Source organism: Serratia sp. Ag1 (assembly GCF_000743355.1).
In the GTDB taxonomy this organism is placed as follows: domain Bacteria; phylum Pseudomonadota; class Gammaproteobacteria; order Enterobacterales; family Enterobacteriaceae; genus Chania.
Window position 1 is genome coordinate 101,359 of the sequence record NZ_JQEI01000008.1, and the last position, 23,940, is coordinate 125,298.

A 23,940-nucleotide genomic window follows, 5' to 3' on the forward strand; every position below is an offset into this window, starting at 1 on the left:
ATTAGGGACGGACCTCGAATGGACAAAAAACAGTGAAGATACGCCTTAATAACTCAGCGGTTTCCCCCATGCTGACCGGCGCGTTATTACTGACTGGGGCATTACCTGCTGCCGCACGGGACTATTTTGACCCTGCCTTACTGGCTTTGGCCGGGGAACAGGCGATGACCGCCGATCTGAGCGCTTATGAAACCGCCGGAGGCGTGCCGGAAGGCCATTACCTGGTTGAGCTGTGGGTGAATCAGGTCAATCAGGGGCAGCATCGGCTCGAGTTCAAGAAAAATGCACAAGGCGTGGTTCAGCCTGAACTGACGCCTGAGTTCCTGAATCAGTTAGGAGTGAACACCACGGCGTTGCCCAACTTTAAAGGGTTGCCGCAACAGGTGCCGCTTAAGGGCGAGTTGTCCGCGTTGATTCCTGATGCACAGGTGCATTTTCATATGGCGCAACTGCGCCTGGATCTCAGTATTCCGCAGATCGCGATGCAGCAGAATGCACGCGGTTCAGTCGATCCGGCACTGTGGGACGATGGCGTACCGGCTCTGATAATGAATTATAACCTGAGCGGTAGCCGCAACAGACAAAATGCTCAGGCAGGAATAAGCAGCAGTGAACAGACCAACCTGTTCGCTGGCCTGCACGGTGGGCTGAACTGGCAGGCATGGCGTTTGCGCAGCGACATGACCTATTTACGCAACCAGAGCAGTGGTGATGTGTCTGCCCCGACAACGCAGAGCACCCGTTTCACCAACACCTATTTACAGCGCGACATCCGCGCCTGGCGTTCAGAGATACTGGCTGGGGAGAGCAACACGGGTAATGACGTGTTTGACAGTATTCCTTTCCGTGGCATCAAGCTGAACTCCAGCGAAGAGATGCTGCCGGGCAGCCTGCGCGGTTTTGCACCGGTTGTTAGCGGGATTGCCCAGACTAACGCCCGGGTCACCGTCAGCCAGAACGGCAATGTGGTGTATCAAACCTATGTCGCTCCGGGGCCGTTCCGCATCGACGATTTGTATCAGACCGGGCAGGGCGGCGATCTGACGGTGACGATCAGCGAAGCCGACGGGAGCGTGCGCACGCAAACGCTGGCGTTTTCTGCACTACCGGTGATGCAACGCCCCGGCGCACTGAAGTACGAGTTCACCACTGGGCGTTACAACGGGGGGATCACGCAAGGGTCGCGCGAGGCGATTTTTGGGCTAGGCACCTTGATGTACGGTTTGCCTTATGACATCACCCTGTACGGCGGTGGGTTGGTGGCGCAAGACTATATCTCGCTGGTGTTAGGAACAGGCGTGTCGCTGCGGGCATGGGGGGCCTTATCGGCTGAAGTGACCACCTCCAGCACCAGATTGGATGGGCAGGATAACCGGCAGCAGGGGGCGTCTTACCGGATACGCTATGCCAAAAGTTTGTTGAGGACGGGGACTGCGGTCGATCTCACTGCTTACCGCTATTCCACCCGTCATTACTACAGTTTTGCCGATTTTAACGGCCAGGGTTATCAACTGAATGACGGACAGATGCCGTGGTCGCTGGAGCGGCAGCGCTCTAATTTTCAGGTGCGCCTCAGCCAACAGTTGGGCTCCTGGGGGGCACTGTATCTGGCTGCCGCCCGTAACGACTATTGGGGCAGCGATCGTATAAATAACACCGTTTCGGCGGGTTACCACGGCAGTTATCGCGGCGTCAGCTATGGGGTGGTTTACAGCATCGATCACATTAAAGGGGATGGCAGTTGGCCAGAGAATCGCCAGCTGTCGCTGAATATGCAGGTTCCTTTCAGCCTGTTCAGTGCAAAACCAATGTTCAGTCGCAATTATGCCAACTATCAAATGACCCGTAGCAATCAGGGTGAAGTGCAGCAGCAGGTTGGGATCAGCGGTAACGCCATGGATGATCGTCTTTCTTACAGCGTCATGCAGGGTTGGTCGAACGGTGAGGGCCACAATAACGGTACGTTGAATGCGGGTTATCAGGGCAGCAAAGGGCAGGTCAACATGGGTTATAGCTACGGGAGTGCATTCCGTTCATTGAACCTCAGCGCTAATGGTGGCGTCGTCGTGCATCCAGAGGGGGTGACGCTGGGGCAAATGCTGGGCAACTCGGTGGCCGTCGTCAGTGCAGCGGGAGCCAAGGAGACTAGCGTCATGAACGGCAATGTGCGCACCGACAGCCGTGGTTACGCTCTGGTGCCTTATTTGTCGAACTACCAGAACAACAGCATCAGCCTGAATCCGGCCACCTTACCGGACGACGTAGAAATGACTTACTCAAGCCTCAACGTCTACCCAACCAAAGGTGCGGTAGTGATGGCCAAGTTTGCTACGCGCGTGGGTTATCAGGCGTTAGTGACCTTACAACAGGGTGACACCAGCATTCCGTTTGGCACGGTGGTCACAGTGGAGGGGACGCCCGCAGGTGAAAACAATACCGGCATTGTTGGCGATGCGGGGCAGGTATATCTGAGCGGATTGCCGGAAAAAGGTCAGTTGACGGCTAAATGGGGTAACGAAGCCAACCAGCAATGCCGTGCCGCATTCAGTTTTGCCAATAGCGCCACCCCAGCGGCGGGCAATCCGGTGCGCCAGTTAACGGCGCGCTGTGAGAACAGCTAATTAGGAAAGAAATAATGACAAGAGTAAACCAGACAATTCGGCGTATTGCCAACCTCTTGAGCCTGCTGGCGCTGTCAGCGCTATTCGCCGCGCCATATGCCGTGGCGGATACCATTACGATTGGCAAAGGTAGCGGTATTGTCTGGGAGGGAATGCCGTTTAATGCTTCGAATACGGCAGGCACGGGGGCTAATCCAAACTTGGATCCCGGCAGAAGCGTGGCTTTTATTAACCCGACCAATCTGGCAAGTAATAATTGTGTGCCAGATAATTGGCTGACGATAATTGCCGGATATAAAGCCTTCAAGATCGCACCTGGCGTTGGCATTATTCCTCGGGCAACCATTACTGCGAGTTATGTACTGGCTAATGGCACAACTGAAACGCTTAACGGCACCATTGGGCTACCGAGCACGCAGGGGACGACATCAAGTGGAATAACCATTACTAATCCACTGATGGGAGGGAGTTGGTGTTTAGCGCCAAGAATGTCCAGTGTCGTTAACTTTTATCAGGCGAACACCTTAATCAACGCGACAGCGACGGGCAATTGGGTGATGGTGGCCGATGGAACGCAAACCAGGCAGGACAATATTGCCTTATATAATGTAAATTTCTCCACTGCGGGGAACAGCCTTGGTTTTGTGCCGATCTTTTCAAGAAATACCACCTTGCGTATTTCTACCCTGGAATGCACGGTGAATACCCCGGTACAGATTGATTTTGGTGCCGTCGCTAAAAATACCCAGAGCGGTGCGGAGTTGGGCTTAAAGACCAATACGTTGACGACCCAGTGCTCGCAAGACGGCACCTCGGGAATTAATGCCAATATTAATGTGCAGTTTAGAGCATTAACCGGTTTGTTCGCATCTACACCCACCCGTTTGGCCCTCAGCCAAGGGGGCGGCTATATTACCGGTGAAATCAGCGGTGGCATCACCGGCAGTGGAAATTGCTCCGGCACCAGCGGCGTGCCGTTTGATAATAGCCAACTTAAAGTGGGCAATATTACCAATGCGCAATCCACCCAAAATACCACCAACCAGATCACTTGGCGTTTGTGCTCAGGGGGCAACGACTTACCGACTGGTAACGTAAGCGCATCAGCAGAAATGCTGGTGACATTTAATTGATTTATTAAACAGGGAACTGACTCAATGAAAATACTCATAGTGGATAATGATAAATATTTTACAGCGGGATTGCGCGCGTTATTGGCGGATTACTTTAAGGAGAAAGAGGTTAGCACGGAGTTTAATGAAAGCATTAACCCCAATGTCCGCTACTCCATGGCCTTTGTCTGCGAAGAGAAAATGGCACAGCATCGCTCAGTTAAAACAGCAATAAATGCCGATACGGTATTTATTATTCGAGCTGGCTCGGAGGAAATGGAGGCTGATGGTGATGAAGACATGGAAAGTATTCAACGTCATGATTGTGCCGAAACGATTATCAACCAGGTTGACGCAGCATACTCACCGCCTGAGATTCAGCGCAGCATGGGATCGAAAACCGTGTTAACCAAAAGAGAAAAAACGGTGTTGAGTTATTATTCTATTGGTTATAGCAATGTTCAAATTGGGCAGCTATTGGGGATTAATCAAAAAACGGTGAGTGCGCATAAGGTCAATGCCATGACAAAATTCAACTTTAAGCATAAAGGTGATTTTAGACGTTGGTTAATTGCCAACGTAAACTGCGAAGAATAAATACGGCTGCAAACCACCTATTTAAATTTATGACTCGCTTGGCAAACAGGTTGTGTTTGGCTTGGGTTTATCATTCTTATTTTTACCAGCTTAGAGAAGTATGAAGTATATTATTGATAAAAAACTAATACTTGATAGTGATGAAAAAACGCTGTTTTTAGCAGAATCACCCGAGGAATATGTAGAGATTGGTGCTGTTTCAGCGCGTCTGTTTGTTGAGATGCTTGAAAATATAGCGGGAGTCGATCGCGAGTACCTGCTGGATACCGTCTGGTCGAATCATGGTTTAAGGCCGTCGAATAACAACCTCAATAATCATATCAGCCAACTGAGAAAGAGTATTTCCAGCCTGATTGATTTTGATGACCTGATCGTCACGCTGCCTAAAAAGGGCTTTATGATCAACAAGAGATATACGATTCACAGCATCAGCGAGCCGATACCCACAGCCCCGCCTGTCAGGCCAGAGAAAGACGGCTGGGCTGAACATTACCCAATGGCGTTGTGGTTACTCTCAATCGTGGTCATTATTTTGAGCTCATTGCTGGGCTATATCGTTACTCGCGATCACTATTCGATTTTTGGCTTGTGTTAAACGGGCTGGTGACTCTATCGCCTCAACGGGGTGAGGCCTACGGATGGGCCGAGTAACAAAGCCAACATCCGAACCATTTGCAGTAGGGGGGAGAATTGTCTTAGGTTAAGGAAAGTTCTTAACTGATGAATTATGATCAGAGGAGTGAATATTCTAACCATAACACCCTTGATAGGTGAGCAAACCCCATGCAGGACACACCCTTCGGTAGGATTACACACACGTCGCGTAGGCAGAATAATCTGTTGTTTGGTCTGATAGCACTGGCTTTGGTTTTGGCAACCGGCCTGTTTTGGGGGACGCAGCGTATCATCAGCCAAGAGCGTGGTCGATTCACCCTCGATTTCTCAACGTTGGTGGGGTATGCCTATGAACAAGAGGCCTTCCTGCGTCAGTTACGAGCCCAAAACAGTCAGCTTTCTTATTTGCCTATTCCACGGGTCAACAGCTTTCGGCAAGTCGCCACCTCTCCTGAGTGGGGCGGCAGGCTGTTTGAGGGGCAAGAGTCTGCCGTGACGATGCCTTTCTCGCTATTTTGTGAAAAACAGGCCGATTGCCCTACCGCGCCTGGCATGCTTTTTTCGTTGGGGAGTTATCTCGCTGATTTTTACTCCTCATTCTGGGCATCGTCTTACTTTCCGGCGGGGGCTGTATTCTTTGTTAATGAGAGTGACGGAATTAGCATCAACGTGCCTGCGGTCAACAGAAACACCACGGATACGGCTGGCAATATGCAAACCTATCGGGCGGTCACCGATGCTGTGCGTGAGCGGTTGCGCGAGCTTGCCACCAAAGGCTGTCAGCAACAGCGCGGTGATAAACCTACCGACAGGGAGGTGATCTGGTTCAGGGAAACGGCCTTGCCAAATCAAATGATTGGGCTGATTCCGGCTGGGTTCCCACCGAGTATCTGGACAATTTCACATAAGCGCCCAACGTCTTGCATTTATGCGGCCACTTTACTGAGCCGCTCGCGCTTCGGGATGCTGGAACAACGCGTTAATCCGGCACCCAAGCACGCCTTCTGGTTGCAGCGTTTCGATCAGGTGTGGCTGAAGCATCAGGACTACGGTTTGCTGATGGGGCAGGGGAAAGCGCCAGAATTTGAGCAACAAGGGGTGCATTACACCCTGACGGGTTTAGTGTTCAAGATCATAGGGCCAAACAGTAAGTGGACAGGATATTACTATGTCAGCTATGGCAGTTTCTTTCAGGATAACTTGTGGTTACCTATCGGGGTGTTGATGTTGTTACTGAGTAGCATACTCGGTGGTTTGGCTTATACGCGTTGGTACAATCGCCGAGTAATCGCTCCGGCACAGGAGGCACAGCGTGAGCTGCTTGAAAGCGAAGCCTTTAATCGAACGCTGATCCAGACGGCACCGGTCGCGGTATGCCTGATTGCCCGTGCGGATGGTCACCTGGTATTCGGTAACGCATTGGCGCTGGAGTGGCTGGATGCCACCGCTGGCCAACGTTTACCGCCCGCTGCGGCTACCAAACAATTGCTGGGCCAGGTGTTGCTTACGCGGCAGGCCGGAACCATCGAACAGCTGGAAGGGATAGACGGCAGAACTCTGTATGTTGCCTATGCGCCCACGCGTTACATGCAGCGTGATGTGATTCTGTGCGTGTTTGCGGATGTCAGCGCGCGTGCGGAAATAGAACGCCAGCTTGAGCGTGCCAAGTCAGCGGCAGACGAGGCCAGCGCGGCCAAATCGACCTTCCTGGCGACCATGAGCCACGAAATCCGTACACCGCTTTATGGTGCTCTTGGCACGTTGGAACTGCTGTCCATGACACAGTTGGATCGCCAGCAACGCCAGTATGTGGACCGAATCGACGACGCTTCGCAGATATTGCTGCAATTGATCAGCGACATCCTGGACATCAGCAAGATCGAGGCAGGGCAACTGCAACTGGAAACGGTTGAATTTAATCCACGTGAACTGGTACAGAGCGTGACCAGCACCTTTGCGGCCATGGCTTATCGCAAGGGATTGTTGCTGTTTTCGGTGGTCAGCATTGATGTGCCCTGTCTGACGGTGGGCGATCCGGTGCGCATCCGCCAGATTCTGAGCAATCTGGTCAACAATGCGATCAAATTTACCGATTCTGGTCAGGTGATCGTGCGCCTTAGCCAAACGGCAGGTTCTGCGGCAGAAACCCAGCTCCGAATGGAGGTGTGTGACAGCGGGATCGGCATCACCCAAGCACAGCAAGAAAAACTGTTCACACCGTTTTACCTGACGGATGCCAGCCGGGGCAGTTTGGGGGGCGCCGGATTGGGCCTGTCGATCTGCAAGCGCTTGGCAGGCCTGATGGGGGCGGAAATTCAGCTCGACAGCCAGCCGCAACAAGGCAGCCGATTTTATCTGACGCTGGCTCTGGCCGTGGCCACAACCACCGAGGTGGATGAGCCGCAGTTACGAGGAGCCAGCGTGTGGGTGAAAACTCCCCACCCTGAGTTGACCGACAATCTCTGCGCCTGGTTGCAGCGTTGGGGGGCACAATCTTCGCCCTTTACCACCTCGGTACCGCCGGGCCATGAGCAGGATATTCTGCTGGATATACAAGCGCAGCGACCAAGCGATCCTGGCGAGTGGCCAGGGCGTTCCTTACCGATTTCCTTGTCGGGTGAGACGGCGAATTATGCTGATATTGATGCCTACAGCCTGAGTAGCATCGGCTTTGGTATCGATCGCCTGTTGCACGGGCAACAACTCAGCGAGCAACGCGAAACGGTGTTACCGCAATTTAAGGCTCGCGTTCTTGTTGCTGAGGACAACCCGCTCAATCAGGTCACACTACAGGGGCAACTTGAACTGTTGGGTTGTGAAGTCACGTTAGCGGACGATGGTGAAGAGGCGTTGGCGCTGTGGGATATCGCCCCCCATGATTTGGTGCTGACCGACGTAAACATGCCTTACATGAATGGTTATGAACTTGCTCGCAGCCTGCGCAATGAGGGCATGGCGATACCGATTATTGGTGTCACGGCTAACGCCATGCTGGATGAGGAAAGGCGCTGCGTTGAGGCGGGGATGAATGCCTGGTTGGTGAAACCCATTGGGCTGCAAACGCTGGTGGATCTGTTGCGCAAGTTTATGCCAGCAGAGCCATTACCCGCTGAGGGGGTCGCGAATGAACACTTCGAACAGCTCGAACCTAACGTGCTTGATAAACACCGCGATATTTTCCTCAAAAGTATGGCCGATGATCTGAGCCAATTGGAACAGGGGATGGCCGAGGAAGAGGCAGGCAAAGTGGAAAACGCACTGCATCGTATGCGTGGCGCGCTAGTTTTGGCTCAATGCCGTGAGTTAGCGGCCAACATGGAAGCATTAGAGATACGCATGCAGACGCATGGCCTGGACGAACAAGAGAAAGCCAGCTTGGCCGCTATCATGGTTGAGATTCGCCATTTTCTGGCCAGCATTGAATCAACGGTATAAAAGGGGATGACACTATGAAAAAACTACGCGTAGTGTTGGTGGACGATCACCAGGTGGTATTGGCTGGCATGAAAGAGTTTCTGAAAAACAGCGCCAATATTGAGGTCGTTGCGACGTTTTCCACCACGACAGAGTTGGTGAATTACGCCAAAGCCAATCCGTTGGACGTGATCATTACCGACTACAACATGCCTAACGACGAAGTGCACAAAGATGGCTTACGCTTTGTCGACTTTTTGGTCCGCACGTTCCCACAAATAAAGCTATTGATTTTGACCATGATCACTAACCCGATGATTGTCTCCGCGCTTTATGACGCAGGGGTATCGGGTGTGGTGTTTAAGCAGGATCCGCTCAGCGAAGTGCAATCTGCATTGCGCGCGCTGCGCACTAACGCACGCTATTACCCTCCCTCATTCCAGAATACGGGCAGCCGTGACGAACGAGAGATATTTTTACAGCAGCGGATTAATAGCCTGTCTCCCAGAGAGTTTGAAGTGCTGCGCTATTTTGTTGAAGGGGAATCCATTACACACATCGCCGAGCGGCTTAATCGCAGTGCTAAAACCGTCAGCCTGCAAAAGAACTCGGCCATGCGCAAGCTGAACGTAGAAAGCAATCAGGAACTGATTCGCTTCTGTGTCAGCAACCATATCTTTGACTGACACCCGGCGCAGAGACCTTGTTCGGCCATGAGTCGCACCATCACTGCGGTACTGATTGAGAGTCTATATTGATAGGCTCTCAATCTACAGATACCATTTAGCTGATTTATCCATATGTGTAGCATTAAATAGTTTTAAACTCTGCCCAACATGCCATGGGTAGGTTTTTTTATTTATTAACCCCACCTGATTTTGCCGCTGCTTTAATTAATTATTTTTTATTAATATTTATATAACTTTTTTTATTTTTTTAATGGTTTTTTTATCTAAACCTCGATTCAACCGTGATAGCTGAATACTTGATTAAAAGAAAATTCTGATGGACTATGTTTTTGCAAATAAAACGTGTGGTTCAGGTGCTTTCATAAACTACCTGATATAACAAAATAATGTTTTTTAAGTCCACTGCTCAAGACAACTACGCCTGATAACATTATTATAGGTGAATAAATGAAGTACATAATTAACGAGGCATTGATATTCGATCCTGAAGAGGGCACGTTGTCAGCCGTGGTTAATGATAGAACATTAGAAATGAGTACTATTTCGGTGCGATTGCTGTCAGAGCTGCTGATGAATGGTGCTGGGGTGACGAGAGAGCATTTGTTAAACGCAGTATGGTCAGACCATGGTTTAAAAGCCTCAAATAACAATCTGAATAACCATATCAGCCTGTTAAGAAAACATCTTGAAGAGTTGGCCGGTTTGGACGATCTGATCAAGACCTTGCCTAAGAAGGGCTTTATCCTTAATAAAAGCTATCGGGTTGAGATCTGTGGCGAGGATGGGAATGACGCCTGCGATATCACGAGCAGCCTTAAGGCTACTGACCGGCCCAAATTCAAGTTCAATAAAGCCGCCTTGGCTGTGCTGCTGACTTTTTCACTTTTATTTATTTCTTCTCTCTATGGCAAAGAAGTTTATCATTCGCTGTTAAATACCCACGCAGAAAAGATTTACACCTATAAGCAGTGTGCATTGAAAACGCTACAGGAAGTGCCTGAAAACAAGAAGGAAAAAATTATCTCAATCGTCATTGATACGATAAAAAGCAATGAGATAGATTGTGATAATGATAAATATGATGTGTTCTTCTACCTCAATGGTAAAGAGCAAAACAGGAACAAATTTAAAATGTTTTCTTTATGCCGCAATGGCGGTGATGGTTATTACTCCCACTGTTACAGTATCAGGTTGGTTTAATTTAAATGAAGAATAAAAAATGGCTTTATTCTCTTGGAGCAGCTATTTTATTAGCTTTGCTGATTTTAGCCTATTTTACGGTAATGAGAGCACAAGATCGGTTCTTTAAATGTGACACGGAAATTCACTTTGAAAACTCCAAAAGTAACAGCCTGATAGATGCCAACACATCCCTGTTGTTGACGAGCAACAGCATGGCGATTCTTGACGTAAACGGTGTAATAACCAAAGATGGGGTGGATTTTAACGTCAATCGCAAGGTTTATTTCATCTATAACCGTGAATCACACGGGGATTATTATTATTTTAAGCGAGTCAAAGAAGAAGACTATGCAACCACGAACAGTGCATCCAGTGAGCTGTTTAATGACATCATGTTTGGCAATAAAAAAGATTTCTATATGTCTATCACCTCGCTTGGCAACGGTGGATATGAACTGAGTGAAATGATCTTTCCGGTAGTCGTTTGCTATAGCAAACGAATTTAACCGTTAATGATCGTTATCCCCTTCACACTTCAAACAACGTGCAGTATGGAGGGGATACAGTGCTGCCCGATTTTATGCAACCTGGTTCCTCGAGTCATCTGTGCCCCTGTCAGCTTGAGGACAGTTCGTACTTCTTTATTTTGCGATACAGCGTCGCGATCCCGATGCCTAATTTTTCTGCCACCAGTTTCTTGTTGGTGTGATGCCTGAGTGCCTCCTCAATCATGCGTTTTTCCATATTCTCCAGCCCTACCGCATCCTGACCTGTGCAGATCTCCGTAGCCCTACTGGCCGGAGTTGGATGGGGCTGATGCAGGTATTGACCACGGGTTAAGTTCGGCGGCAGCAGATAGGTATCAATAATTTCACCGCTAGGCACCACGTTAACCAGATACTCGATCAGGTTGCTCAGTTCGCGCACATTGCCCGGCCAGCGGTACTGGCGCAATATTTTGAGCACTTCTGCCGAGATCCCAGGGTAGATAATACCGATTCTTTTGGTATGCAAACTGAGGAAGTAATGGACCAGCAGCTCAATATCCCCTTCGCGCTCGCGTAAGGGCGGTAATGAGAGGGGGATAACGTTCAGACGATAATAGAGGTCTTCACGGAACTTCCCCTCGGCGATGTATTGCTCCAGGTTTTGGTTGGTGGCGGAGATAATGCGGATATCTACCGGGATCGGCTTGCTGGAGCCAATGGGCAGCACCTCGCGCGATTCTACCGTGCGCAGCAATTTGGCCTGCAGCAGTAAAGGCATATCGCCAATCTCATCCAGAAACAGTGTGCCCTGGTTGGCAGCCTGAATCAGCCCCACCTTGCCATTGGCCGAAGCACCGGTAAACGCGCCTTTCAGGTAGCCAAAAAGCTCACTTTCCAGCAGTTGCTCCGGGATCGCGGCGCAGTTAATGGCGATAAAAGGCTTATCGCTGCGGTTGCTCAACCGGTGTATGGCGCGCGCCACTACCTCTTTACCGGTGCCGCTTTCCCCTACCACCAAGACGCTGGAAGGGCTGGGGGCAATGCGGGTAATCAGTTTCTTCATCAGGCGCATGGGCTTACTTTCCCCGGCCAGATGCTCAATACGCGGATCTTCATGGCTTTCTGGAGCGTTAAATGATGAATGTGACTGATGAAAGGCCATTAAAAATAGTTGATGCTCCTGAACCTGATGTAGCTGACCAATCATGATCTCCTGGCGGCCATCGAAGGTGATAATATGCTGTAAATGCCCGCTGGTATAATTTTGATGAAAAGTCAGTGCATGAATACTGAATGTTTTCCCGATAATGTCTTCTTGCGGTAAATTAAACTCTTTCAACGCCATTGCGTTGGCAAATTTGACCTGATTTTTTTCACTGAGGATTAATACGCCCTGATCCATATTTTCAATCAGGCTGAACAGCACTTTATTGAGTCCACCACTGCTGCCTTGTGTCTCTAATAAATTGGAAACGAAAACGTTGGATATATTCCGCACATAATCAGAGAATTCCTGTAGATTATCGCGTAATCGTTGTTGCTGTTCCAGATTGAAAGCCACCAGGCTGATCACGCCGATGCAGGTATGCTGAAACAGGATCGGAATGCCGAGAAAGGCTTTCTCCTGGCACTCTTCTTTGTTGTTGCACCCATCACACACCGGATCAAAACGAGAATGGGTGACTATTTTTTCCCTTTGTGTATCAATAACATGTTTTAGTAACCCGGAGTTGCTGCCGAGTTTTCTGCCAAAGTTTTTGCCATAGGGGCCGGTTCCTGCCACTCGCACCAGATTGGCGTCGACAATCTCGACCTCCAACAACAGCACGCTGGAGAGCATTTTGGTGAAGCGCAAGATTGTCGGTTGGATCTGCATCAGCGCAGATTGGGTATTTACCGGTGCTATCATCAAGAGTCTCTCTTTTTCATCATAGAAAAAAGAAACGATAATACATTAATGCTGGTGGTTATTTGATTACCATCAAGCTAATCCTTCAGATAAATAGATTGTGTCATTAGCGTCACGTTTTATTATCAAAATGATACACGGCGGTAATTGCTATCATTTTGGGTTGCGATATTGGCTGATAATTATAAATAACCCTGCGATGGCCGGTTGACATTATCGCTTGGCGCGCGACGGCTGTTTGAATCCCTCCGATTAAATCCGCAGAAACCAGTGAATTATGTGACCGAAATCATGTTATGCAGTGGTTTCCTGCTCTGCTGGATCTCTTGGCATGCTTATTGATTACCTGATAACAGACGCTGAAAAAGCGTATGGGACATTCTGGGTCAACCATCGGTTATTTAGGGGCAAAGATGAAAACAGTTAATCAGTTAATTAAGGACATAAAAGCGTTAAAGTCCAACTTACATCAGAAGGACTTTTTACTGACGTGGGAACAGAGCCGCGAAGAGCTGGAGCTGGTGCTTAAATTGGCTGAAGCGCTGAAAACCATGCGTTCAGAAAATATCGCAACCAAGGTTTTCAACAGTGGCTTGGGTATTTCTATTTTCCGTGATAACTCCACGCGCACCCGTTTTTCTTATGCGTCGGCGTTAAACCTGCTGGGCCTGGCGCAGCAGGATCTGGACGAAGGGAAATCGCAGATCGCCCATGGGGAAACGGTGCGTGAAACGGCGAACATGATTTCGTTCTGCGCCGATGCTATCGGGATCCGTGACGACATGTTCCTGGGTGCCGGTAACGCTTACATGCGCGAGGTGGGCGAGGCGCTGGATGAAGGCTTCCAGAAAGGCGTGCTGCCGCAGCGGCCAGCGCTGGTTAACCTGCAATGCGATATCGATCACCCAACGCAGGCGATGGCCGATCTGGCCTGGTTGCAAGAGCATTTTGGCAGCCTGGATAAACTGAAAGGGAAAAAAATCGCCATGACCTGGGCTTATTCCCCAAGCTATGGCAAACCGTTGTCGGTGCCGCAGGGCATTATCGGCCTGATGACGCGTTTTGGTATGAAAGTCACTTTGGCGCACCCGGAAGGCTACGACCTGATCCCGGATGTGATTGAGGTGGCGAAAAACAACGCGGCGGCTTCCGGTGGCAGCTTCCAGCAGGTGACCTCAATGGCCGAGGCTTTCCAGGGCGCAGACATCGTTTATCCGAAGTCCTGGGCACCGTACAAAGTGATGGAACAGCGCACCGATCTGCTGCGGGCCAACGATCACGCCGGTCTGAAAACCCTCGAGCAACAGTGCCTAGCGCAGAACGCCCATTACAAAAACTGGCACTGCACTGAAGAGATGATGAAGCTGACCAAGGGTGGTGAAGCGCTGTATATGCACTGCCTGCCTGCGGATATTACCGATGTGTCGTGCAGCGAAGGCGAGGTCAGTGCCAGTGTGTTCGAGAAATACCGCATTGCCACCTATAAGGAAGCCAGTTGGAAGCCTTATATCATCGCCGCCATGATTATGGCGCGCAAATTCTCCAACCCGGGTCTGACGTTGGAGCAATTACTGCAAGACGCGGAACGGCGCATTAAATAAATCCATGCTGCGCGGGAACACTCTCTGGTATTCCCGCGCGGTGAAAGGTTAATGCGACCAGAGGAGGTAACAGCAATGTCGGTTTTTTCATTGAAAGTGGATATTGAGGACAACCGTTATTTTAATGGCGAAACCTCACCGCTATTTTCTCAGGCTGAGGCGCGCAAGGCACGGGCGTTTCATCAAAAAATTACGGGTTATCAGCCAACGCCGTTATGTGCGCTGGACGATCTCGCTCAACTGTTCGGCGTAAAGAAAATCCTGGTCAAAGACGAATCCAAACGCTTTGGTTTAAATGCCTTCAAAATGCTTGGCGGTGCTTACGCCATCGCCCGGTTACTGTGTGAAAAATATCAGATCGATATTAACGCGTTTTCCTTCGAAAAATTTAAATCCACGCTAAGCGGGAAAATGACCTTTGCCACCACGACTGACGGCAACCATGGCCGGGGAGTGGCCTGGGCTGCGCAGCAGTTGGGGCAGCATGCGGTGGTGTATATGCCTAAAGGCTCGGCGCAGGAGCGGGTGGATCACATCCGCAATCTGGGTGCCGAATGCATCGTAACGAACATGAATTACGACGATACCGTGCGCCTGACCATGAAAACGGCACAGGAACGCGGCTGGGAAGTGGTGCAGGACACCGCCTGGGAAGGTTACACCAAGATCCCGACCTGGATTATGCAAGGTTACGCCACGCTGGCAGATGAAGCTGTGGAACAGATGCGGCAAATGCAGATTGAACGCCCGACCCATGTGTTGTTGCAGGCGGGCGTCGGGGCGATGGCGGGTGGGGTGCTGGGCTATCTGGCGGAAGTGTTTGGGGCCAGACAACTGCATTCCGCGATCGTGGAGCCCGAACTGGCGGACTGCGTTTACCGCTCCGGTAAGAAAGGCGAAATCGTCAACGTTGGCGGTGAGATGGCCACCATCATGGCGGGCCTGGCCTGCGGGGAGCCGAATCCATTGGGCTGGCCGCTGCTGCGCAACTGCGCCACCCAGTTTATCTCTTGCCAGGACAGCGTAGCGGCATTGGGCATGCGGGTGCTGGGTAATCCGTTGGGTAACGATCCGCGCATTATTTCTGGTGAATCCGGGGCCGTCGGGCTTGGCGTGCTGGCTGCCGTGCATTATCACCCGCAACGCGCACAACTGATGGAAAAGCTCGGCTTGAACAGTCAGTCAGTGGTGCTGCTGATCAGCTCGGAAGGCGATACCGACGTTAAGCATTATCGCGAAGTGGTATGGGAAGGGAAATATTCGGTCTGAAATACCCGCTGTCTTTCAAGCTGCAGGTAACAACGCTGCAACTTGGAATCCATAGGGTATTAAGCGGAACCCTCAGATTATCCAATCTCTCGTGCAGGCGAGAAGTCATACAGGCGTGGAGAACAGAACACAATGGCAAAGCAAATTCCTTTTGAACTGGTGTTAGAGAAAGCCTACCAATACAAAGATGAAATGACGCGTTTCCTGCGGGACATGATTGCGATCCCGAGCGAAAGTTGTGATGAAAAATTGGTGGTGCAATGCATCAAGCGGGAAATGGAAAAGGTGGGATTCGACCGGGTGGAAATTGACCCGATGGGCAATATTCTCGGCTATATCGGCCACGGCCCGCACCTGATTGCGATGGATGCGCATATTGACACCGTCGGCATTGGCAATATCAAAAACTGGAACTTTGACCCCTATCAGGGCATGGAAAACGACGAGATTATCGGTGGCCGTGGTGCATCGGATCAGGAAGGCGGCATGGCCTCGATGGTCTATGCGGGCAAAATCATCAAGGATCTGGGGCTGGAGGATCAATATACATTGCTGGTGACCGGCACCGTGCAGGAAGAAGACTGCGACGGCCTGTGCTGGCAGTACATCATCGAACAATCGAAGATTCGCCCGGAATTCGTCATCAGCACCGAACCCACCGACTGCCAGATCTACCGTGGCCAGCGTGGCCGCATGGAGATCCGTATCGACGTGCAAGGCATCAGTTGCCACGGTTCGGCACCGGAGCGCGGTGATAACGCCATCTTCAAAATGGGGCCGATCCTTAACGAACTGCAGCAGTTAGCGGGCAACCTGGGCAACGATGAGTTCCTCGGCAAAGGCACGTTGACCGTTTCCGAAATTTTCTTCACCTCGCCGAGCCGCTGTGCGGTGGCCGATAGCTGTGCGGTGTCAATTGACCGCCGCCTGACCTGGGGCGAAACCTGGGAAGGGGCGTTGGAAGAGATCCGCGCCTTGCCAGCGGTGCAGGCCGCGAAAGCGGTGGTATCGATGTATGACTATGAACGCCCGTCCTACACCGGCCTGGTGTACCCGACCGAATGCTATTTCCCGACCTGGAAAGTGGAAGAGGATCACATCACGGTGAAAACCCTGAGCAAAGCCTATCAAGGGTTGTTCAAGAAAAAACCGGTAGTGGACAAATGGACGTTTTCCACCAACGGAGTGTCGATTATGGGCCGCCACGGTATTCCGGTGGTCGGTTTTGGCCCCGGCAAAGAGCCGGAAGCCCATGCGCCGAACGAGAAAACCTGGAAGGAGCACCTGGTGACCTGCGCCGCCATGTACGCCGCCGTGCCGTTGGCTTATCTGGAAGAGTTGAATCAGTAAACGTTAAACATAACCCCGGCAGTATCTGTCGGGGTGACTTTTTCAGGAGTGCCAGCATGAAGCGGCTGATTAAAAACGGCATTCTGGTGGATAGCGATGGGCAGTATGCTCAGGATCTGCTGATCGAGCATGGGGTGATTTGCCAACGTGCCGCCAGTATCGAACCTGATGCCGACTGCGAAGTTATCGATGCGACAGGCTGTTATGTGATGCCCGGCGGCATCGATGTGCATACCCATTTTAATATCGACGTCGGTATCGCCCGCAGTTGCGATGATTTTTTCACTGGCACCCGCGCCGCTGCCTGTGGTGGCACCACTACCATTATCGATCATATGGGGTTCGGCCCGGCGGGCTGCAATCTCCACCATCAGCTTAATCTTTATCATCAATACGCCGCCGGTAACGCGGTGATTGATTACGGCTTTCACGGCGTGATTCAGCATATCAATGACGATATTCTCGCAGAGATGGCGTGCATGGTGCATGACGAAGGGATCAGCAGCTTCAAACTGTACCTGACCTACCACTACAAAGTGAGCGATGCCGATGTGCTGCGCGCTTTATGGCAGTTGCGGCAGGTGGGGGCATTAACCACGGTGCACCCAGAAAACGACGCTGGCATTGCTTTTCGCCGCGCCGCGCTGGTGGCCGCCGGGAAAACCGCGCCGATTCACCATGCGCAGAGTCGCCCGGTGGAGTGTGAAGCTGAAGCGATAGGCAGGGTGATCAATCTGGCGCGTTTGGCCGACAACGCACCGCTGTATATCGTCCATTTATCCAATGGATTAGGGTTGGATTATTTGCGCCTGGCGCGTCAACGGCAGCAACCGGTGTGGGTGGAAACCTGCCCGCAGTATCTGCTGCTTAATGAGCAGTGTTACCTGCGTGAAGACGGTGCGAAATACATTCTGAGCCCACCGCTACGCAATCAGCAGGAGTTGGATCGCCTGTGGCTAGGGATCGCCGACGGTTCGATTGACACGGTAGCCACCGATCACTGCACCTTTCCTTATTATCAACGCCAGGCGATGGCGGCGGGCGATTTTACCCGCTGCCCGAACGGCCTGCCGGGAGTGGAAAACCGCATGCTGCTGCTGTTTTCTCATGGCGTAATGAGTGGGCGGATTACCCCCTCACGCTTTGTGGCACTCACCAGTGATAACCCGGCGCGCCTGTTTGGCCTCTGGCCGCGTAAAGGCAACCTTAACCCCGGCGCTGATGCTGATGTGGTGATGATTGATCCACGCCAATCCACGGTGATTAACCACCGCCAACTGCATGATAATGCGGATTATTCCCCCTATGAAGGTTTTCACTGCCGGGGTGCGCTGGTGTTGACGCTGTGTCGTGGCGAAGTTGTGGCTCGCAACGGCGTATTTACCGGGCAGCAGGGGTATGGGCAGTTCTTACACCGCCGTCCTTTTGATGAAAATATCGCCCACTAACCGAGCCCCTCCCTTGGAGAGAGGGCTATGGCAATCAAACATCGCGGTAAAAATTGAGGTTCAACATGAAAAAGAAAATAGTATTGGCATTGGGTGGCAACGCTTTGGGTGAAGGTTTGGCAGAGCAGATGCAGGCGGTGAAAACCACCGCACGGGCAATCGTTGATTTGATTGAACACGGCCATCAGGTGGTGGTTACGCATGGCAACGGCCCGCAGGTGGGCATGATCAACCAGGCGTTTGAAGCAGCGGCAAAGACCGAAGCTCATACCCCGTTGTTACCGATGTCGGTCTGCGTGGCGCTGAGCCAAGGCTATATCGGTTACGATCTGCAAAACGCCTTGCGTGAAGAGTTGCTCGATCGTCATATCGACAAACCGGTTGCCACGTTGATTACTCAGGTGATCGTAGATGGCAACGATCCGGCTTTTAAGAACCCGACCAAGCCGATTGGCTCCTTTTTCAGCGCAGCCGAAGCCCGTTTGCTGGTGCAAAACGGCTATAACATGAAAGAGGATGCCGGGCGTGGCTATCGCCGCGTAGTGGCATCACCCCAGCCGGTGGATATCGTTGAGAAAGAAACGGTGCGCGCCATGATGGCCGCCGGGCAGGTGGTGATCACCGTTGGCGGCGGCGGCATCCCGGTAATACGTGAAGGCCATCATTTGAAAGGGGCCAGCGCGGTGATCGATAAAGACTGGGCCAGCGCCAAACTGGCTGAAATGATTGATGCCGATATGCTGATCATTCTTACTGCTGTCGAAAAGGTGGCGATTAATTTCGGTAAACCGAACCAACAGTGGCTGGAAAAGTTGAGCGTTGCTGACGCCCAGCGCTTTATTGCAGAGGAGCACTTTGCTAAAGGCTCGATGTTGCCGAAGGTAGAAGCGGCAGTGGTGTTTGCCGAATCCAAGCCGGGGCGTCAGGCATTAATTACGGTGTTGAACAAGGCACAGCTTGGTATTGAAGGGAAGACGGGGACGGTGATTAGTTTGTAGTGGCTATAATTCCAGCTATTGAAAGGTCTGGAGAATCGGGCTGCCTATGAGCTTGTATGCAGACTCGGGGCTGATATTAGAAAGGCTGGGGGTTATTCCTGATAACTTGATTTGTATTAGCTCAAATCTGATCTGACACTATTATAGTACAGAGTTCTACCTAATCTGACAGGCAGCTATGTGCCAGGAGCGGAACTTGCTTACATCATGCTATGTTAGTTTGCTGGGAGCAGGTCAAAGATGTTCACCGCGCCTATGCTTCAGCAACACCTTCCAGAACTTTTCAAGGAATAGAGAAATGGCTCGTAAGTATGTTTATGGTGATAAACCAATCCGCACAACAACCGCTGAGATAGTTGAAAACGAGTTTGCTGGAAAGGCTACGGCTGCTCAGGTCGATGCAATTTTAAAGAAAAGATTTCCACATTACAAAGACAATACTTATTTGAATCTGATAGTTAACGCAGTTAACTGCAATCGTGGTCACTGGAGTTTTAACAGGACTGCCAGACGAACAGATGATGCCACCCATCGCCACCATGAATATGATCGACTTTTCAAGCGCGGAAACGTTTTCGAGGTCTATGATTCCGCACTTCATGGTGTGTTTGAAATCTATGAAGCTTCAGACGGCAAATGGCTAACACGTCCGGTTAAAAGTGAGTTTGAAAAGGCCATAGAAACAGCGTCTCAACTTACCTCAGAACAACGTAGAGAGAAGCTGGCTACAGCCAACACCACGCCAGAAAGGGCCATTATAAAGAGCTATACCTTCAAGCGTAATCCCCTCGTTGTAGCAGAGGTATTAGCCTTAGCTGGAGGTAAGTGTCAAAGCTGCCTACGTGAGGCACCATTCAAGCGGGAAGATGGTAGACCGTATCTTGAAGTGCATCATGTGGAGTGGCTTGCTAACGGTGGAGAGGACTCTGTTGAAAATGCTATTGCACTCTGTCCGAACTGTCACCGCGAAGCACACTACGGCACGCTTGTGTTGAAGCCGACTAACATTAAGTAGTCTTCTTATAGCCCTCAACGTCTGCTTCACGCTCACAGCGGACCTTCGGCTCAATTAGCTCGTCCGCTTCGTGTCCAGGCTGTGTGAAAACTCTGGCCAAAAACTTAAATGCATGAAGTTATGCAAAATCTGAAATCGAACAGCTGATCGGCAGAGTCAAATTTTACGTATAAGCACGCTTTTCAGCTTTGTTTTTGGCCATTTCTGCGATCAAAAACGTTTTCACACAGCCTGTGTCAGAGGCGGACGAAACTTTATATTTCCAAAAAAATATTGTTATCCAGATTATCTCATTAAGAGGTGGTCTGTTCCTTAGTGAGCTGATAAACATCATACATGGATGAACTTTTCATCGGTTTTACCGCCCAATGAAAACGCACCCCTTTGCCAATCATGATAGCGCTACGAATTTCGCTAGTTGGCTGAAACTCGTGATTCGACTTTTGAAATTCCATTTGCTTGTTGCGCAATGGAGCCGCGCCGTAAATGTCTCGAAACTCATGAATTAGCATCGCTTCGAATTCAGAATAAACCTTTGAGACATTTCTCGCCCGAGGGAAACAATAGCCAATAAGGAACTCATACTCGCCTTGCAGGTCCGCGAGATCCATCAGCCAGTTCTTATGCTGAGTAATGCGTTGTTCAAAGTTTCCTTCACCGATGTAGACCGTGGGAGAAATGCCGCGTGGGTACTCAATAGCGAATAGACCATTGAGCCTGATGACATAAACGCAGCGTTGAAGATCCTCCTGACTAACGCCTCTGCTTTGTAATACTGGAAGGATATCTTTTTTCCAGGTCTGACGGCAGTTCCACTGCAGCCAGTCCCACTTAATTTGTACTACTGCCACTTAATCACTCCTTATCAAAGTTGTTTTGCTCGCATTGCATCGGTCAGTTGAATTCACGGCTTAGATTTATCTGGCGATAGTCAACGAAGTTGCAAATGGATAGCCAGGTGCCAATGCTCACTTACCACCCTGAATAAATATCCATGTAATATCAACAAAAAACTACTTTCATGAGCAGTTATTTTGAGCTATGTGGGACGCCTAACCAGATTGTGGTTCAGTCAATAGTCATCCGTCCGCTTCGCTCATAGCCGACTGTCAGATTTGATTGTGCGCTGCCCGAGAAAACTGTCAGGTCGAGTCTGAGCTAATACACTGGATTGGTGGGGATTGGCAGCGTTCGTTTTTGAAGATTGCTCTGAACCCCACATTTGGTTCTCTATTGACGTTTATCGTTAGCAATATCCTTGGGGTGTCATAAATTCGGTGTATCCTTCGGCCTCAAGTTCTGTACGAAGGCGGCGTACTACTTCCGCTTTGAAAAGAATGGGATGCATAGATTTACTCCTTAGTAACATTGGATATTTCTACTTTCCACCAACGTGGACGCGAAGATCTGAACGAATGAAAATCCGGTATGAGGCTTTTATTATTTTTTTTGTCAAACGTTCCCACCAAGAGCCCTATTGTTGGCGCGTCGTCAATGGCGCCGAGAGTACTTCCACAAACCGGGCAAAATGTCCGGCAAGAAGCCTCTGAAGAGCGATATAAAGAAGGGGGGCCGCCAGGACCTGTCCACTGCACATCGTTTTTGGAAAATTCGACCCAGCAAAGTGTCAGTGAGCCCGAGTGCTGTTGGCACATGGTACATGAACAGGTGTGAGGTTTTTTTGCCTCTCCACGCGCAATAAAACGAATATGGCCGCATAGACATCCTCCATGGTATTCTTTTATTTTCATTTTTTTACCTTTAGTTATGTGTAATGAGATTCAGCCTTTATCTATTGATAAATGATGGATTTCAATCCACTGGTCAACAAAAGTATTAAGAACTTTGCCTGATCTTCCGTCAGTTTTCGGCTTGATCAGTGAACGGATCTGTGGTTATCAACTAACCTGTTTGAGTCATGCTGAAGCATCACCATAACGAGTTTGATAAGCGGCGGCCCAATGGAGGGATAACGTTATCTTCAGCATGACACCAAATCTCACTTAGCCGAGCAATGACAAGCCAACAGTGGGTGCCGTCATTACCCCCGCCCCAGCTTCATCAGCGCCTCAAGCACCGCTCCGCCGATAGCCCGCGCTTTATCCGACACCGTAGTGTAATCCGCCTGTGCGCCGCGCGGATCGATGTCGCCAATCTTGCAGCCGGTTTTCACCTCCAGCCCAGCCTGTAACAACCCGCGCACCATACCGGAAAGTGGTGCGATCACCGGAGTTTCGCCGCAATAGGCGACAAGATCCCCTTCTTGCACCACATCCCCCAACGTTACGCAGCAGCGCATTACGCCATCGGCAGGCGCGCGGATCACCCGGCGCGTGGTGTGGCCGCCGATATTGCCAGGGACACCGGTATTTGGCTGGGTATAACCGTGATAAATGACCCGCCCCAGTTGATGACCGCGATTGGTTTCAATCACCGCGTCGCAATCCTGCCCGGCATTGAAGCCGGGGCCGAGAGCGACGGTAATAGGAGCCATATCGCGATGAGTCCCCAGGTTTTGCTTGGCCAGAATGGCATCCACCAGAAAGCGCGGTTTGAGCTGTTCCAGGCACTGGGCTGCGCCGTCGATCAGCAACGGGATTTCACCCCGGTTGATCAACTCGAAAGCTTCATCAATATCTTTTGCCAAGCGGCCTGTCACCCCTTCAACACAGGTGTGGCCGTCAAACATCGCCTGAGCAAAAGCCACCGTGCGGCGGATGGCAGTGGGCTGGGCAATATCCAGCATCATGATCTGAAAACCGGCATTATACAGCCGCAACGCTACGCCGGTCGCGATATCGCCTGCGCCACGGATCACCACCAGTTTGTCACGCGCCAACCGGACATCTTCTTTCATCAAGCCGCCTGCCGACTGGTTTTTTATCTGCAGCAGTTCCGCTAATACACTGATGGCGATCTCTTCCGGCGTTTCTGCGCCAATGTTATAGCCGATCGGGGCATGGAGCCTGGCAAGATCGGCTTCACAGGTGCCACGTTGCCGGAGCAAGTGGGTAAAGGTTTGCACCTTACGGCGGCTGGCGAGTAGCCCCAAATAGCGCAGCGGCTGGTCGATCAGCGCATTTAAGGCTTCGCAATCCTGATTGTTGGTGGCAATAATCACAAAATTACTGGGTTCGATATTCATCTTGCTGATGGCGATCGGGAAGCTTTCGCCATAGACCAGTGTCGTGCCCGGTGGGAACCGGTCAGCATCAAGGCTGGCGGGATAAATATCGGTAACGTGAATATCGAACCCCAAAGGTTTAGCCGCGCTGGCGATAGCGCGGTTAACGTGTCCGGCACCGATCAGCACCAGGCGCGGGCGCAGGCCGTGAACATCAATATAAACCGACATGGCGCCGCCGCAGTCGGAACCCACCGCATCCTGGCCATTGCGCGCCATACGGCCATGAAATACTCGGGCCTTGCGTTCCGTAATGGCCGCCATCGCTTGCTCAATCACCAGGCGTTCAATCATGCCGCCGCCGATGGTGCCAATGGATCCACCATCGGCCATCACCAACATTTGCCCGGAGTGGCGCGGCGTGGAGCCACGGCTTTCAATAATCTGGGCAAGCGCAAAGGGCCGGTTTTCTTCTTCTAGTCGTGCGGCTTCGGCGAAGATATTCATG

At 50.9% G+C, this 23,940-nt stretch carries 18 protein-coding genes; 14 read left to right on the forward strand and 4 right to left on the reverse strand.

The window, feature by feature from the left end; translation table 11 throughout:
* Positions 1-32: 32 nt before the first annotated feature.
* The 8 genes from IV04_RS04485 to IV04_RS04520 all read left to right on the forward strand — a co-directional run bounded on the left by IV04_RS04485 (position 33) and on the right by IV04_RS04520 (position 10,736).
* Positions 33-2,621: a fimbria/pilus outer membrane usher protein gene (locus IV04_RS04485; protein WP_037395933.1), complete on the forward strand. Its 2,589-nt coding sequence runs from the start codon at positions 33-35 to the stop codon at positions 2,619-2,621.
* Positions 2,622-2,635: 14 nt separating this feature from the next.
* Positions 2,636-3,754, forward strand: coding sequence for an adhesin (locus IV04_RS04490; RefSeq protein WP_231566245.1), 1,119 nt, complete (start codon positions 2,636-2,638; stop codon positions 3,752-3,754).
* Positions 3,755-3,778: 24 nt separating this feature from the next.
* A complete protein-coding gene (locus tag IV04_RS04495; protein WP_037440645.1) occupies positions 3,779-4,330 on the forward strand; it encodes a response regulator transcription factor in 552 nt (183 codons plus the stop codon).
* Positions 4,331-4,430: 100 nt separating this feature from the next.
* A complete protein-coding gene (locus IV04_RS24630) occupies positions 4,431-4,925 on the forward strand; it encodes a winged helix-turn-helix domain-containing protein (protein ID WP_051916663.1) in 495 nt (164 codons plus the stop codon).
* A gap of 245 nt (positions 4,926-5,170) precedes the next feature.
* Entirely contained in the window at positions 5,171-8,380 is a 3,210-nt protein-coding gene (locus tag IV04_RS04505) for a hybrid sensor histidine kinase/response regulator (protein WP_197062146.1), read from the forward strand.
* Between the two features lie 14 nt (positions 8,381-8,394).
* Positions 8,395-9,045: a response regulator transcription factor gene (locus tag IV04_RS04510; protein ID WP_037395939.1), complete on the forward strand. Its 651-nt coding sequence runs from the start codon at positions 8,395-8,397 to the stop codon at positions 9,043-9,045.
* Positions 9,046-9,495: 450 nt separating this feature from the next.
* On the forward strand, positions 9,496-10,248 hold the full coding sequence (locus IV04_RS24635; RefSeq protein ID WP_081893165.1) for a winged helix-turn-helix domain-containing protein: 753 nt from the start codon (positions 9,496-9,498) through the stop codon (positions 10,246-10,248).
* A gap of 5 nt (positions 10,249-10,253) precedes the next feature.
* Positions 10,254-10,736, forward strand: a complete 483-nt coding sequence (locus IV04_RS04520; protein WP_037395941.1) for a hypothetical protein — start codon at positions 10,254-10,256, stop codon at positions 10,734-10,736.
* A 109-nt stretch (positions 10,737-10,845) separates the two neighbouring features.
* Here IV04_RS04520 and IV04_RS04525 read toward each other — a convergent pair whose 3' ends face one another.
* Entirely contained in the window at positions 10,846-12,624 is a 1,779-nt protein-coding gene (locus IV04_RS04525; RefSeq protein ID WP_369794869.1) for a sigma 54-interacting transcriptional regulator, read from the reverse strand.
* 416 nt (positions 12,625-13,040) lie between these two features.
* On the opposite strand from IV04_RS04525, the gene ygeW reads away from it, so the two are divergent.
* The 6 genes from ygeW (at position 13,041) to IV04_RS04555 (ending at position 20,308) form a co-directional block, all read left to right on the forward strand.
* On the forward strand, positions 13,041-14,228 hold the full coding sequence (gene ygeW / locus IV04_RS04530; protein ID WP_037395943.1) for a knotted carbamoyltransferase YgeW: 1,188 nt from the start codon (positions 13,041-13,043) through the stop codon (positions 14,226-14,228).
* Between the two features lie 75 nt (positions 14,229-14,303).
* On the forward strand, positions 14,304-15,497 hold the full coding sequence (gene dpaL / locus IV04_RS04535; RefSeq protein ID WP_037395944.1) for a diaminopropionate ammonia-lyase: 1,194 nt from the start codon (positions 14,304-14,306) through the stop codon (positions 15,495-15,497).
* Positions 15,498-15,629: 132 nt separating this feature from the next.
* Positions 15,630-16,847, forward strand: coding sequence for a YgeY family selenium metabolism-linked hydrolase (locus IV04_RS04540; protein WP_037395945.1), 1,218 nt, complete (start codon positions 15,630-15,632; stop codon positions 16,845-16,847).
* Positions 16,848-16,903: 56 nt separating this feature from the next.
* Complete coding sequence (gene hydA, locus IV04_RS04545; RefSeq protein WP_037395946.1) at positions 16,904-18,295, forward strand: dihydropyrimidinase; 1,392 nt, start codon at positions 16,904-16,906, stop codon at positions 18,293-18,295.
* 65 nt (positions 18,296-18,360) lie between these two features.
* Entirely contained in the window at positions 18,361-19,293 is a 933-nt protein-coding gene (arcC, locus tag IV04_RS04550) for a carbamate kinase (protein WP_037395947.1), read from the forward strand.
* Positions 19,294-19,591: 298 nt separating this feature from the next.
* Entirely contained in the window at positions 19,592-20,308 is a 717-nt protein-coding gene (locus IV04_RS04555; protein WP_037395948.1) for an HNH endonuclease, read from the forward strand.
* Positions 20,309-20,601: 293 nt separating this feature from the next.
* Here IV04_RS04555 and IV04_RS04560 read toward each other — a convergent pair whose 3' ends face one another.
* The 3 genes from IV04_RS04560 to yqeB all read right to left on the reverse strand — a co-directional run bounded on the left by IV04_RS04560 (position 20,602) and on the right by yqeB (position 23,939).
* The gene (locus tag IV04_RS04560; protein WP_037395950.1) at positions 20,602-21,159 is read right to left on the reverse strand and encodes a hypothetical protein; all 558 of its coding nucleotides are present in this window, start codon (positions 21,157-21,159) and stop codon (positions 20,602-20,604) included.
* Between the two features lie 501 nt (positions 21,160-21,660).
* Positions 21,661-22,059, reverse strand: a complete 399-nt coding sequence (locus IV04_RS25035; RefSeq protein WP_072010827.1) for a GFA family protein — start codon at positions 22,057-22,059, stop codon at positions 21,661-21,663.
* A gap of 290 nt (positions 22,060-22,349) precedes the next feature.
* Positions 22,350-23,939: a selenium-dependent molybdenum cofactor biosynthesis protein YqeB gene (gene yqeB / locus IV04_RS04565; RefSeq protein WP_037395952.1), complete on the reverse strand. Its 1,590-nt coding sequence runs from the start codon at positions 23,937-23,939 to the stop codon at positions 22,350-22,352.
* Position 23,940 lies beyond the last annotated feature (1 nt).